This is a genomic window from Paramicrobacterium salitolerans (genome assembly GCF_051513965.1).
In the GTDB taxonomy this organism is placed as follows: domain Bacteria; phylum Actinomycetota; class Actinomycetes; order Actinomycetales; family Microbacteriaceae; genus Paramicrobacterium.
The window spans coordinates 2,485,451-2,498,421 of the sequence record NZ_CP195847.1; the positions used below are offsets into that span (position 1 = coordinate 2,485,451).

Genomic DNA, 12,971 nt, shown 5'->3' on the forward strand with positions numbered 1-12,971 from the left:
CCCTGAGCCCGTGTGAAACCGTCACCAGGATGCTTGGATTGAGTCATGAGCACCTCCGTCATCGTCCGGCCGCGCACACGCGTGCTCGGCGGAGTGTGCGCAGGAGTCGCCGCCCACACCGGGCTCTCCGTCACCGCTGTGCGTACCGCTGCGTGTCTGCTGGTGATCGCGGGCGGCTCAGGGCCTCTTCTCTATGCGTGGCTGTGGGCGACGACCCCGGTTTCGTCTGACGATGCTCCGATCAAGTCGGTGCTGACGCGTCCGAGCACAACCACTGAGAGCACGATGGATGCCGCGACGTCGCGCGCGCCGGTCACAGAGATCCTGCTCGGCATCGCTCTGCTCGTAGCCGGGGTCGCCATGATCGCCTCGCGGATGGGCGCCGACGTTCCGCTCGCGTTCATCATCCCCGCGGTCGTCGTGCTCGCCGGCGCTGGCCTGGCGTGGCGTCAGTTCGACGAGATGCGGCGCGGCCGGATCGCCGGTCGGTCGGTGCTCATCGTTCGGGCGATGGGAGCGCTTGTGCTCGTCGTGCTCGGCATCCTTCTGTTCTTCGTCACCGGCGACGAACCCAACGTGTGGACGGTCTTCGTCGCCGCGGCCGCTGTGCTCCTCGGAGTCGGTGTCGTCGTGGCCCCGTGGGTGCTGCGTCTCGTCCGCGATCTCGCCGACGAACGAGCTGCCCGCGCGCGCGACGTCGAACGCGCGGAAGTCGCCGCGCATCTGCATGACTCGGTTCTGCAGACCCTCGCGCTCATCCAGCAGAAGGCGGAGCCCGGCTCGGAGGCGTCCCGGCTCGCCCGCGCGCAGGAGCGTGAGCTGCGCGAATGGCTGTTCGCAGAGAACACCGGCGGCCCACTCGACCTGTCGGCGGAGCTGCGCCGCGCGGCATCCGCACTTGAAAACGACTTCTCCGCACGCATCGACGTCATCACGGCGGGCGCGGCCGTTCCCGAAGCCCCCGAGCCTCTGCTCGCGGCCGCGCGCGAGGCAATGCTGAACGCGGCTCAGCATGCAGGCGGTACGGTGACGGTGTACGCCGAGTCATCGCCGACCGCGATTGAGATCAGCATCGCCGACCGCGGCCCCGGTTTCGACGTCGAGGCGATCCCCGACGCACGATTCGGCGTCAAGGAGTCGATCATCGGCAGGATGCGACGCATCGGCGGAACCGCGAAGATCAGACGCGGCCCGGGCGGGACCGGAACCGAAGTGCTGCTGCGGATCGAGAGAACGCCGGCTAAGGAGGACGCACAATGAGCGACACTGCTCCCCTGACCACCCTGATCGTCGATGACCATTCGATCTTCCGGTCCGGGCTTCGCGCTGATCTGGACACAGGCATCGACGTCGTCGGCGAAGCGGCGACGGTCGACGAAGCAGTCACGCGCGTCGCAGAGCTGAAGCCCCGCGTCGTCCTTCTCGACGTTCACCTGCCCGGAGGCTCCGGGGGCGGCGGTGCCGAGGTCGTTGTGCGCGCAGCACCTCTCTCACCGGAAACGCTCTTTCTCGCGTTGAGTGTGTCGGATGCCGCAGACGACGTCGTGCGGGTCATCCGCGCCGGAGCTCGCGGCTACATCACCAAGAGCTCATCCGGAGCCGAGGTCTCGTCGGCCGCGCGCCGAGTTGCCGAGGGAGACGCCGTGTTCTCGCCCCGGCTCGCCGGCTTCGTGCTCGACGCGTTCGGCGCGATCAGCGGCGAGACCGCCCAGGCCGACCACGAGCTCGACAGACTCTCGAAGCGCGAGCAGGAGGTCATGCGCCTCATCGCCCGTGGATATGCATACAAGGAGGTCGCCACCGACCTATACATTTCCGTCAAGACCGTCGAGACACACGTCTCGAGTGTTCTACGCAAACTTCAGCTGTCTTCTCGCCATGAGCTCACCGCATGGGCCCTGGAGAGAAAGCTGCTGTAGTGCCCGCCAACGGGTACAACTCCCCCTCGTTCTCGATACGCATTATGGATAGGGTTTGACATTATGACCGATAACAACGTGCCTCCGGTTCCTCCGGAGGAGCCGGAGAACGGCAAGGAATCGACATCCGCCGACGCCCCTCAGGCACAGCCGCAGCAGCAGGCGCAGCCTCAGGCGCAACCGCAGGCAGCTCCCGAGGCTGCGCCCCAGCCCGCGCCGCAGAACCAGCCTCAGCAGGAGCAGCCGCAGTCGGCACCTCAGCAGGCACCGCAGGGCGCGCCCGTCGGGCCGCCTCCCGGGGCTCCCGAGCCGCCCCAGGGTCCTCCGATGCCCGGTGGGCCTCAGCAGGCACCGCAGACGCCACCCCAGCCTGGCCCTGAGCACCCGCAGCAGCCGCCGGCAGCGCCGGGGTACGGTCAGCCGACTCCCGGGTTCCCGGAGCAGTCAGGCGCCTACGCACAGCAGCCGACCTCCGCCTACGCGCAGCAGCCGCCCCAGCCGCCGCAGCAGCCCTACGGTCAGCAGCCACCGCCTCCCGGTTATGGTCAGCCGTATGGTCAGCAGCCGCCACCTCCCGGCTACGCACCGGCTCCCGGCTACGGTCAGGCTTACGATCCGAACGCGAAGAGCCGCCTCGTGGCAGGACTTCTCGGCATCTTCCTCGGCGGCTGGGGTGTGCACCGCTTCTACCTCGGCTACATCGGCATCGGAATCGCGCAGATCATCGTCACCTTCGTGACCTTCGGTTTCGGCGCGCTTTGGGGCATCATCGAGGGCATCATGGTTCTCGCTCGCTCCGAGTCGTTCCAGACGGATGCCGAAGGGCGCCCGCTCCGCGAATAGCTGACGCACGACGCTGACGCCCCGTGCTCCCTTTCTTCGGGAGTGCGGGGCGTTCTGCATGCCCCGCGACGCGCGTCGCCCCCGAGCGGCACGGCCGCCGGATACGCTGAGAGCATGAGCAAAGAGGCGAAGCGGTCGGGACGCACGCCGGCAACGGGTGAGAACCGCACGACCGGTCCGATTGTGGGACTGACGGACAACGCGGAGATCCCTCGCTCCCGTGTGATCTCGTGGGCGCTGTGGGACTGGGGTTCCGCATCGTTCAACGCGGTCGTCACGACCTTCGTCTTCAGCACGTATCTGGCGAGCAGCTTCTTCGTCGATCCGGCCATCGTGGATGCCGCCGCAGGTGACTCAAGCGACCCCGCACTCAAGCTCGCTCTGGCGGAGAACGCCACGCATCTCAGCACGGGGCTGCTCATTGCCGGCATCCTGGTCGCTCTTCTCGCCCCGGTGATGGGTCAGCGCTCAGACGGTTCGGGCAAACGGAAGTTCTGGCTCGGCGTCAACACGCTTCTCGTCGTGCTCGCCATGGCCGCGATGTTCTTCGTCGAGGGGGCTCCGGCCTTCTTGGTGCTCGGCATCGTGCTGATCTCCGCGGGCAACGTGTTCTTCGAATTCGCGAGCGTCAACTACAACGCCATGCTCGTTCAGGTCTCGAACCGCGGCAACGTCGGCAAGGTCTCCGGCATGGGCTGGGGCCTCGGGTACGTAGGCGGAATCGTGCTGCTCGCTCTGTTGCTTCTGCTGTTCATCCAGAGCTTCGGCGTCGAGGGCCAGGCCGGTGTGCTCGGTGTGACGACCGACGACGGATTCAACATCCGGCTCGCGATCCTGTTCTCGGCGATCTGGTTCGCGGTCTTCGCCATTCCTCTCATGGTGAAGGTTCCCGAGATTCCGCGCATCACGCGTCGCAACCGTGCGTCGTTCTTCGCCACCTACGCGTCGCTCTTCCGCACGATCGGCCGCCTCGCGAAGAACAGCCCTCAGGTGCTCGTGTTCCTCCTGGCGAGCGCCGTGTTTCGTGACGGTCTCGCCGGGGTCTTCACGTTCGGCGCGATCATCGCCGCGCAGGTCTTCGGCTTCTCGAGCTCTGAAGTGCTCTACTTCGCGGTGGCTGCGAATCTCGTCGCCGGGATCGGGACGTTCGTCGGCGGCTGGCTCGACGACCGCATCGGCCCCAAGAAGATCATCATGGGGTCGCTGATCGGACTCGTCGCCTTCGGCGCTGCCGTGCTCTTCGTCGGGGATGCTCAGATCGGTTTCTGGATCTGCGGGCTGTTCCTCTGCCTGTTCGTCGGCCCGGTGCAGTCAGCGAGCCGCAGCTTCCTCTCGCGCATCACTCCTCCGGGTCGTGAGGGTGAGATCTTCGGGCTCTACGCGACGAGCGGTCGCGCAGTCAGCTTCCTCGCGCCGGGCCTGTTCACGATGTTCGTCGGGCTGACGGGCGACACTCGCTTCGGCATCCTCGGTATCGTGCTCGTGCTGCTTGCCGGGCTGCTGCTGATGCTCCCGGTGAAGGCCAAGCAGTCCACGATCGCCTGAGGTTCCGCGTCAGCGAAGTGTGGTGCCGCGCTGTCAGACGACGGCGGAAGTGGCGATGGATGCTGAGTCCACTGCGGCACGCGCAGCGGCGACGATCTCCGGGGACGTCTCGACGACGGCATCCACTCCCCCACCCGGGCCAGCGAGACCACGAGTCGCGCCAGGCGCCTTCGCGGAGAGGTGCACCGCGTCGACGCCGATGCCGACCAGCGCGGGGATGACCTCGACGCTCACTCCGCCGCCCGCCATGATCTCCACGGTGCCGCCGGATGCGCGAACCATCCTCTCGAGAACGTCGACACCGTCACCGCTGCGGACGGCCCCTCCCGACGTGAGCACCCGGTGCACCCCCAGTTCGGCGAGCGCGGACACCGCTGAGGCAGGGTCGTCGAGAACGTCGATCGCTCGGTGGAAGGTGACAGTGAGGCCGTCCGCAGCTGCTGTGAGCCGTTCGAGCGCGTCACGATCGATGTCGTTGTCTGCGGTGAGTGCTCCGATGACGACGCCGTGCGCACCGGCATCCGCGGCCAGCTGAATGTCACGCACCATGACGTCGACTTCGGCTGCCGTATGGACGAAGCCTCCCGCCCGAGGCCGCACCAGCACATTCACGAAGCCATCCCGGCGCTCTGCCACCTCGACCGCTCTCGCAATGAGACCTGCCGACGGCGTGAGCCCGCCGACCTCGAGCGCCTGACAGAGCTCGATGCGGTCAGCCCCGCCCTCGATCGCCGTGGTGACACCCGTCAGATCCTGAACGGCAATCTCAAGCTGGCAGTGTGACATCGGGGCACCTTTCGTGGTCTCTTCGCGCGAGGAGACGCGATGGGCAGCGGCCCTCACGTCCGCAGACAGGCTACCGGGATTCCCCGCCGCCGGTCACGGTCGTCCACAGACGCTGTCTCACGACGACTGTCCACGAACAGCGCAAGCCCCTGTTCGCTCAGGTGGTCGCGCTGTAGCGTGATGGGCGTACGTGTGGCGAACACCTGAGTGGGAGGTGCTGAATGCTCGACGCGGTCATCGTGGGAACGGGACCGAACGGACTTGCCGCCGCGGTCACTCTCGCGCGAGCGGGTCTGTCGGTGCGGGTCTACGAGCGGAACGACACCATCGGAGGCGGTGCGCGCACCAGCGAGCTGACGCTGCCTGGCTTCCACCACGACGTGTGCTCAGCCGTGCACCCGATGGCCTACGCTTCGGAGTTCTTCCACCGGTTCCGGCTCCCCGAACGCATCCAGTTCGCGACCCCCGACCTGTCATATGCGCACCCGCTCGACGGCGGTCAGGCTGCACTGGCCTGGCGTGATCTCGAGCGCACCGCAGACGGCCTCGGGCTCGATGGAAACGCGTGGCATGAGCTCTTTGCTCCGTTGAAAGACAGCGTGGACGAAGTCTCCGACATCATCTCCCACTCGATGCTGCGTGTTCCGAAGCATCCCATCACCCTCACTAAGTTCGGGCTGCGCATCCTGGAGCAGGGCAGTCCGCTCTGGAACCTGCGCTGGCGCACCGAGGCTGCGCCCGCGCTGCTGACGGGTGCTCTCGCACACTCGATCAGGCCGCTGCCGAACATCGCACCGACCGCTGCCGGACTCGTGCTCGCTCTCTATGCGCACGCGGGAGGCTGGCCGATTCCGATCGGCGGCAGCCAGGTGATCGCCGACGCGATGGCGACCGATGCGATGGCGCATGGAGCGGAGATCGTGACCGGGTACGAGGTCGAAACCCTCGATGACGTGCCCCCGGCTCGCGCCACCATTCTCGACACGAACGCGGCACAGGTGAGGATGCTCGCGGGCAACCGCCTGCCGCCCGCATACGCGAAGGCACTCAGCCGCTTCCGCCCCGGTCAGGCGGCCGCCAAGGTGGACTTCGCCCTGTCCGACCCTGTGCCGTGGGCGAATCCGCGACTGAGCGCCGCCCCGACGCTGCACCTGGGAGGAACACGGGGCGAGATCGCGCACGCGGAGAACCGCGTCGCTCGCGGCATCCATGCTGAGCACCCGTACGTGCTCGTCTCACAGCCGAGCGTGCTCGACGCAACGCGCGCACCGGCCGGCAAGCATGTGCTGTGGGCCTACGCGCACGTTCCCCGCGGCTCTGATGTGGACCAGACGGAAACCGTCATCCGTCAGATCGAGCGCTTCGCGCCCGGTTTCCGCGACGTGATCCTCGAGAGCAACTCGATGACCGCGGCCGACCTTGGCGACTACAACCCGAACTACATCGGGGGCGATATCGCCGCGGGAGATGTCAATCTGCGTCAGCTCATCGCCCGGCCGGTTCCGTCTCCCGATCCGTGGCGCACTCCCGTGACCGGGCTTTACATCTGCTCGGCATCCACGCCTCCCGGTCCCGGAGTCCACGGCATCGGCGGCTGGCGTGCAGCGCTCTCGGCGCTGCGCAACGAGTTCGGAATCACCACGCTGCCGGACCTCACGCCCGACAGCTCCAGGAAGTGAGGGAACCATGGCCGTCACTCAGCGCTTCGTCCACGCCGCCCCTGAGGATGTCTTCGACGTGCTCGCCGACGGGTGGCTCTACGTCGGATGGGTCGTCGGAGCCTCGCGGATCCGCGACGTCGACGCCGCGTGGCCGGAAGAGGGCGCAAAGATCTACCACTCGTTCGGCACGTGGCCGCTCATCATCAACGACTCCACATCGATCGTCGAATGGGATGCTCCACACCGAGCGGTGATCCGCGCACGGGGCTGGCAGCTCGGGGAAGCCCAGGTCACGATCGAGGCGAAGCCCGTGGGCGAGCACTGCATCGTGCGCATGGACGAGGTCGCCGCTGAAGGGCCAGCACGGTGGATGCCGTCGGTAATCCGCAACGGCGCGAACACGCTCCGCAACACCGAGTCGCTGCGGCGTCTCGCATACCTCGCCGAAGGGAAGGCTGGAGCCCCGCGACCGCTCGTAAATCCGTCTCGCGGATGACGCGCGAATCCCGCACGGGTGCCTAAAGTGGGCAGGCAACGTGAAAGGGGTTCCATGGAGTCTTCAGCAGCGCCTGGCGCAGTGGCATCCACACCTGCTCTATCGATCAGAGGTCTGAGCAAGAGCTTCGGCGCCAAGGTCGCGGTCGGCGGTATCGACCTCGACGTGCCGACTGGGTCCTTCTATGGGCTGGTCGGTCCGAACGGTGCGGGCAAGACCACAACGCTGTCGATGGCGACGGGGTTGCTGCGACCGGATGCCGGAGCGATCAGCATCCTCGGCGTCGACGTGTGGAGCAACCTGACCGAGGCGAAGCGGCTGGTGGGTGTGCTCTCCGACGGCGTCGCTCTCTTCGACAGGCTCACGGGGGAACAGCTCGTGACGTATTCGGGGATGCTGTGCGGGCTCGACCGCAACAGCGCCATCGAGCGCACGCGCGACCTTCTGGAGATGCTCGACCTGACGGGCGCCGGCGGAACCCTCGTGGTCGATTACTCGGCGGGTATGACGAAGAAGGTCGCGCTCGCCTGCGCTCTCGTTCACGCGCCCCGGCTGCTCGTGCTCGACGAACCGTTCGAGTCCGTCGACCCTGTGTCGGCGGCGAACATTCGCGACATTCTCGCCGGCTACGTTCGCGGTGGAGGCACGGTAATCGTGTCGAGCCACTCGATGGATCTCGTTCAGCGGATGTGCGACCACGTCGCGATCGTCTCGCAAGGGCGAATCGTCGCGGCCGGCACTGTGGACGAGGTTCGCGGCGGCTCGACGCTGGAGGACCGCTTCGTGGAGCTCGTCGGCGGACGCCGCCACGCAGAGGGGCCGTCATGGTTGCAGTCCTCGTAGCCCTACGGTTCCGCTCCATGTGGAACTCCCTCCAGCGAAGCGTCTGGCAAATGGTGGGGGCGGCGTTCGGAGCCGTCTACGGGCTCGGCGTGCTGGCCATCGCCCTGGTCGGCTTCATCGGGCTCAGCGTCGCCCCGCTGGAGCTGGCGCGCGCAGTCATCGTGATCGCCGGCTCTGCGCTGATCGCGGGCTGGGCGATCGGACCGCTTCTGATCGCGGGGGTCGAGCAGACGCTTGACCCGGCCAAGCTCTCCACGTTTCCGGTGCCGCGACGAACGTTGTTCTCCGCATTGACGATCAGCGGCGTCCTCGGCATCCCCGGCATCGCCACCTCAATCGCGGTTCTGCTGTCCGCGATCGTCTGGTGGCGGCATCCTCTCGCCCTCATTGTCTCTGTGCTGTGCTCCGTCGTCGGAGTGCTGACCTGCGTCGCTGCATCCCGCGCCCTCACGACCTTCTCATCCGGGTTCAGCTCCGGCCGGCGCTACCGCGAACTCATGGGCGTCCTCATCTTCATTCCGCTCATGATGACCGGACCGATCATCCTGTGGGCGACGAGCGGAGCGATGGCCGCAGCTGATGCGCTTCCGAGCATCGGCCGCATCCTCTCGTGGACTCCGCTCGGCGCGATCTGGGCCGTTCCCGGTGACGTCGCAGCGGGTGCATGGATGCCGGCAGCGGCGCGGTTCCTCATCGCACTCGCCACGCTCGGCGTACTCATGGCGCTCTGGTGGAGCGGACTGAATGCCACCCTGTCGAACCCCATCCGGTCTGAAGGAGCACGTGCCTCCCGCACGGGGCTCGGGTTCTTCCGCTGGACTCCCGATTCACCGCTCGGTGCGGTGATGGCACGTTCGCTCACCTACTGGATCCGCGACCCACGATACGCGCGACAGCTCCTCGTGGTACCGCTCATCGTCGTCCTGATGCTCGTCAACACCGCGCTCGGCAGCGGCGGATCGATGGGCAGCTTCGCGATCATCTTCGCGGCGGCCTTCCTGCCGATGACTCTGTACGCCGACATCGCGATGGACCACACGGCTTTCGCGCTGCACATCACGACGGGTGTGCGCGGCGTGTCCGATCGGGCAGGACGTGCTCTCGCGGTCACGTTCTTCTCGGTTCCGCTTCTGCTGGTCATCGCCGGCGTGGTCACCGCCATCACCGGAGACGTCGGTGCGCTTCCGTCGACGCTCGGCATCGCCCTCTGCCTCGCGCTGGCCGGCTTCGGGGCGGCGAGCGTCGTGAGCGCGCTCTTCGTCTTTCCCGTTCCTGGTCCCGGCGACAACCCGTTCAAGTCGTCGCCCGGCTCCGGACTGCCATCGATGGTGTCCATGGTGATCACGCTCGGCACGGCCACTGCGGTCTCGGTACCGGCGATCGCGCTCGGCATCATCTACATCGTGAATGGAGCTGAGTGGGCGGGCTGGCTCGGACTCGCCGTCGGAATCGTTCTCGGAATCGCTGCCCTCGCGGTGGGAATCATCGCCGGGGGACGCGTGTACGAACGACGCGCACCGGAGCTGTTCGCGAAGATGCGCGCCTGATCGCTTCCGACACTCCTTTATGATCTCAGGTATGGGTGCGGCACCGCAGATCGAAGGCTACAGCTATGTGAAGCTGCTCGGTCGGGGCGGTTTTTCCGACGTCTACCTCTACCATCAGCAGCTCCCGAACCGGTTCGTCGCCATCAAGGTTCTGCGCACTGAAGCACTGAGCGATGCTCTGCGCCGCCAGTTCACAGCCGAGGCGAACCTCATGGCGCGGGTCTCCACGCATCCGGCGATCGGCACGATCTACGCGGCAGGTGTGGATGCCGATGGCCAGCCGTACCTGGTCATGGAGTACTGCGCCGGAGGCAGCCTCGGGGCGCAGTTCCGCCACGCTCCACTCGACGTCGCGGACGTGCTGCATATCGGCGTCCGCCTGGCCTCCGCGCTCGAGACGGCGCACCGGTCCGGTGTCGTGCACCGCGACGTGAAGCCAGCGAACGTTCTCATCAACGACTACGGTTCCGCTGTCCTGACCGACTTCGGCATCTCCGCGATCGCCGACGGCTTCCCCGAGGCGACTCGTATGCGCGAACAGGCATACGGCACCCAATCGACGATCGACAGCAACGCGAGCGACCTCGGTATGAGCATCCCCTGGGCCGCTCCCGAGTCGTTCGACGAGGAGACCCTCGTCGATGTGCGCAGCGACGTCTATTCGCTCGCGGCGACGCTCTTCTCGCTCCTCGAGGGGCGGAGCCCCTGCGAGATTCCCGATGGCACCAACCGCGCCGCACATCTGATCGCACGCGTGCAGTCCGGTCAGATCACGCCGATGCAGCGCACCGGTGTGCCGCCCTCAGTGGTCGAGGCGCTCATGATCGGGCTCAACCATGACCCGTCGCACAGATACCCCACTGCTCTCGCATTCGCCGAGCGTCTGAATGCCGTCGAGCACGAGCTGGGTCTGCCCACGACCCGAATCGAGGTTCCGAGAACACCGGATGCCGCAACGACCGCGACTACCATCGGAACGTTTTCCACTCCTCTTCCCCAGTCGCTCGTCCCGACGGTCACCCCAAACCAGCTGTCCCTTCAGCAGCAGCCTCCCACTAAGAAGCGCCGGGTCTGGCTGATCACATCGATTGCAGCAGGTGCGGTTGTGGTCGCGCTTGCGCTCGGTTTGGGCATCCCCTGGGCGACGCAAGTCATCGCCAGCAACATTGCCCCGACCCCGACTCCGACCGCGACGGAGCCTCTTGTTATCGACGAGCTCGACCTGACGAAGACCGACCGTGGCTGGGACATCTTCATTCCCGACGACCTGGCACCACCTCACAAGCTCGAATCGAAAGTCCTCGCCAAGGGCAAGAGCAACACGAAGATCAGCGCGAACAGCGACGTGACCTTCGGGTACGCCGACACATTCTGGGACTACGGGTGGGAAGTCCACATGAACCCGCCCGACAACGTCAACTACAGCGACACGGTCACGGTCTCGGGCGATGAGCTCGAAGAGTTCATCGGAATCGACATGGTGGGGATGCCCGTCGGCACCTCAGTGCTCGCTGCGGCGCCTGCTGGCTTCTTCGCTGAGAACTCGCCGATGGGCGATGCCACCATGCGCACGCAGATCGTGGTCATTCGAATCATCGCACTGACCTGATCGTCGCACCGCCCCCAGAGGCGTCAGCGGGCATAGGATCGTGTGCATGGATGCTCCGGAGATCGACGGTTTCAGGTACATCAAGCTCCTCGGCCGCGGCGGGTTCTCGACGGTGTACCTGTATCAGCAGTCGCTGCCCGACCGTCTCGTCGCCATCAAGGTGCTCAGCAGCGAATCGCTGAGCGATCAGCTGCGGCGACAGTTCACGGCCGAGGCCAACCTCATGGCCCGCGTCTCCACGCACCCGTCGATCGGCACCGTCTATGCTGCAGGCGTGGATGCCGACGGGCAGCCGTATCTGGTCATGGAGTACTGTCCGGGAGGCAGTCTCGGTGCGCGATTCCGCCACGAGCCGCTCTCCTCAGAGGTCGTGCTCGACATCGGCATCCGTATGGCCGCCGCTCTTGAAACCGCGCATCGTGCCGGCATCGTGCATCGCGACGTGAAGCCCGCGAACATCCTCGTCAATGACTACGGAGCTGCCCTCCTCACCGATTTCGGCATCTCCGCGATCCTCGATGAGTTCCCCGAGGCGACGCGCATGCGCGAGAAGGCATATGCGACGAGCACGCCGGTCGAGATGACGCCCGAATCGCTGGGAATGAGCATTCCCTGGTCCGCTCCGGAAGCTTTCGATGATAGTCCCCGCGTCGATGAGCGCAGCGATATCTTCTCGCTTGCCGCCACTCTGTTCACGCTCCTGGCCGGCCGAAGTCCATTCGAACGCCCCGAGGGCGGCAACCGCGGAGCACAGCTGATGGCTCGCATCCAGGCGGGTTCGGTCACTCCCCTCAGCCCAGATGCAGCGCCGAAACCACTCCGAGACGCACTGATGATCGGCCTCGCACATGACTCAGCCGAACGCTTTCAGAGCGCTCTCGCTTTCGCTACGAGGCTGCAGCAGATTCAGCAGGAGCTCGGTCTCGCAGTCACCCCGATTGAGACGACGAGAGACGAGGATGCCGCGGCGAGCACGGCGACCCGTCGACGAACCGATCTTCCCGCCCCCGATCCGTCTGCCGTCCCTGCGCAGACCGCCTCACAAAACTCGAGCGCTGCTCCGACGAGCAATCCGACGGATGCCGCACAGCCGCGCTCCCGACTGTCTCGACGCACGGCAGCACTGATCACCGCCGGAGTCGTCGCCGCGGTGGCGCTCGTCGCCGCCATCGGCATCCCTCTCGCCCTCAATGCGGCAGAGCAGCCGGTGGCCCAAGAGACGGCCGCCCCCGCATCTCCCGCCGCAGATTCCTCAGAGCCACCGGGCTCAGACAGCACTGACCCGGCGCTCCCGCCATTCATCGATGTGCTCGGCGTGACCGTTGACGGGGACGACGTGACACTCGAGTTCCCTGGCGCGCAGCCCCCGCCGGACGATTTCGACGGCAAGGTGGTGTCAAAAGGCAGCAGTGCAGACGTCGTCGGCCCTGACAGCACTGTCACATTCAGTTACGTCGTATCCGAATGGCTCTACGATGACGACCAAACCCTCACCTTCCCCACGGAGACGACCACAGCTACGATGCCGGAGCTTGGGTCGGGAGTCGGAACGGAGATTCTCGGTCTTCCCGTGGGGAGTGTCGTTGCCTCTGTCGGTCCTCCAGGGCTCTTTCTCTTCGTCGGGCCTTTTGAACGCGCGGAGTTCGGAACCCAGGTCGTCGTCGTTCGCATCGACGCGGTGTCCTGATCACATCGCCCCAGCCAAACGCCTGATGCCAACTG

General features: G+C 66.3%; 11 protein-coding genes. 10 read left to right on the forward strand and 1 reads right to left on the reverse strand.

The window, feature by feature from the left end; translation table 11 throughout:
- Positions 1 to 45 precede the first annotated feature (45 nt).
- The 4 genes from ACSAGD_RS11960 to ACSAGD_RS11975 all read left to right on the forward strand — a co-directional run bounded on the left by ACSAGD_RS11960 (position 46) and on the right by ACSAGD_RS11975 (position 4,307).
- On the forward strand, positions 46 to 1,260 hold the full coding sequence (locus ACSAGD_RS11960; RefSeq protein ID WP_437582984.1) for an ATP-binding protein: 1,215 nt from the start codon (positions 46 to 48) through the stop codon (positions 1,258 to 1,260).
- Positions 1,257 to 1,919, forward strand: a complete 663-nt coding sequence (locus ACSAGD_RS11965; RefSeq protein ID WP_437582985.1) for a LuxR C-terminal-related transcriptional regulator — start codon at positions 1,257 to 1,259, stop codon at positions 1,917 to 1,919. Before ACSAGD_RS11960 ends, ACSAGD_RS11965 begins: the two co-directional genes overlap by 4 nt.
- A 63-nt stretch (positions 1,920 to 1,982) precedes the next feature.
- Positions 1,983 to 2,762: a TM2 domain-containing protein gene (locus ACSAGD_RS11970; RefSeq protein WP_437582986.1), complete on the forward strand. Its 780-nt coding sequence runs from the start codon at positions 1,983 to 1,985 to the stop codon at positions 2,760 to 2,762.
- A gap of 114 nt (positions 2,763 to 2,876) precedes the next feature.
- On the forward strand, positions 2,877 to 4,307 hold the full coding sequence (locus ACSAGD_RS11975; protein ID WP_437582987.1) for an MFS transporter: 1,431 nt from the start codon (positions 2,877 to 2,879) through the stop codon (positions 4,305 to 4,307).
- A 33-nt stretch (positions 4,308 to 4,340) separates the two neighbouring features.
- On the opposite strand, the gene ACSAGD_RS11980 is transcribed toward ACSAGD_RS11975, so the two are convergent.
- Positions 4,341 to 5,093, reverse strand: a complete 753-nt coding sequence (locus ACSAGD_RS11980) for a copper homeostasis protein CutC (protein ID WP_437582988.1) — start codon at positions 5,091 to 5,093, stop codon at positions 4,341 to 4,343.
- A 221-nt stretch (positions 5,094 to 5,314) separates the two neighbouring features.
- On the opposite strand from ACSAGD_RS11980, the gene ACSAGD_RS11985 reads away from it, so the two are divergent.
- From ACSAGD_RS11985 to ACSAGD_RS12010, 6 genes are read left to right on the forward strand one after another with little or no spacing between them, the layout of a single operon-like run.
- Entirely contained in the window at positions 5,315 to 6,772 is a 1,458-nt protein-coding gene (locus ACSAGD_RS11985; RefSeq protein WP_437582989.1) for a phytoene desaturase family protein, read from the forward strand.
- Positions 6,773 to 6,779: 7 nt separating this feature from the next.
- Positions 6,780 to 7,250 carry an SRPBCC family protein gene (locus ACSAGD_RS11990; protein WP_437582990.1) on the forward strand — a complete coding sequence of 157 codons (471 nt, stop codon included), beginning with the start codon at positions 6,780 to 6,782 and terminating at the stop codon, positions 7,248 to 7,250.
- Between the two features lie 54 nt (positions 7,251 to 7,304).
- Positions 7,305 to 8,093 (forward strand): ABC transporter ATP-binding protein, encoded by a 789-nt coding sequence (locus ACSAGD_RS11995; RefSeq protein WP_437582991.1) that lies wholly within the window; start codon positions 7,305 to 7,307, stop codon positions 8,091 to 8,093.
- A 17-nt stretch (positions 8,094 to 8,110) separates the two neighbouring features.
- A complete protein-coding gene (locus ACSAGD_RS12000; RefSeq protein ID WP_437582992.1) occupies positions 8,111 to 9,640 on the forward strand; it encodes a transporter in 1,530 nt (509 codons plus the stop codon).
- A 31-nt stretch (positions 9,641 to 9,671) separates the two neighbouring features.
- Positions 9,672 to 11,249: a serine/threonine-protein kinase gene (locus ACSAGD_RS12005; RefSeq protein WP_437582993.1), complete on the forward strand. Its 1,578-nt coding sequence runs from the start codon at positions 9,672 to 9,674 to the stop codon at positions 11,247 to 11,249.
- A 46-nt stretch (positions 11,250 to 11,295) separates the two neighbouring features.
- Complete coding sequence (locus ACSAGD_RS12010) at positions 11,296 to 12,936, forward strand: serine/threonine-protein kinase (protein ID WP_437582994.1); 1,641 nt, start codon at positions 11,296 to 11,298, stop codon at positions 12,934 to 12,936.
- Positions 12,937 to 12,971: the final 35 nt, after the last annotated feature.

Bases quoted from the DNA above. Each gene is read 5' to 3' on its own strand.
- ACSAGD_RS11960 (WP_437582984.1), top strand. From the start codon at position 46: ATGAGCACCTCCGTCATCGTCCGGCCGCGCACACGCGTGCTCGGCGGA.
- ACSAGD_RS11965 (WP_437582985.1), top strand. From the start codon at position 1,257: ATGAGCGACACTGCTCCCCTGACCACCCTGATCGTCGATGACCATTCG.
- ACSAGD_RS11970 (WP_437582986.1), top strand. From the start codon at position 1,983: ATGACCGATAACAACGTGCCTCCGGTTCCTCCGGAGGAGCCGGAGAAC.
- ACSAGD_RS11975 (WP_437582987.1), top strand. From the start codon at position 2,877: ATGAGCAAAGAGGCGAAGCGGTCGGGACGCACGCCGGCAACGGGTGAG.
- ACSAGD_RS11980 (WP_437582988.1), bottom strand. From the start codon at position 5,093: ATGTCACACTGCCAGCTTGAGATTGCCGTTCAGGATCTGACGGGTGTC.
- ACSAGD_RS11985 (WP_437582989.1), top strand. From the start codon at position 5,315: ATGCTCGACGCGGTCATCGTGGGAACGGGACCGAACGGACTTGCCGCC.
- ACSAGD_RS11990 (WP_437582990.1), top strand. From the start codon at position 6,780: ATGGCCGTCACTCAGCGCTTCGTCCACGCCGCCCCTGAGGATGTCTTC.
- ACSAGD_RS11995 (WP_437582991.1), top strand. From the start codon at position 7,305: ATGGAGTCTTCAGCAGCGCCTGGCGCAGTGGCATCCACACCTGCTCTA.
- ACSAGD_RS12000 (WP_437582992.1), top strand. From the start codon at position 8,111: ATGTGGAACTCCCTCCAGCGAAGCGTCTGGCAAATGGTGGGGGCGGCG.
- ACSAGD_RS12005 (WP_437582993.1), top strand. From the start codon at position 9,672: ATGGGTGCGGCACCGCAGATCGAAGGCTACAGCTATGTGAAGCTGCTC.
- ACSAGD_RS12010 (WP_437582994.1), top strand. From the start codon at position 11,296: ATGGATGCTCCGGAGATCGACGGTTTCAGGTACATCAAGCTCCTCGGC.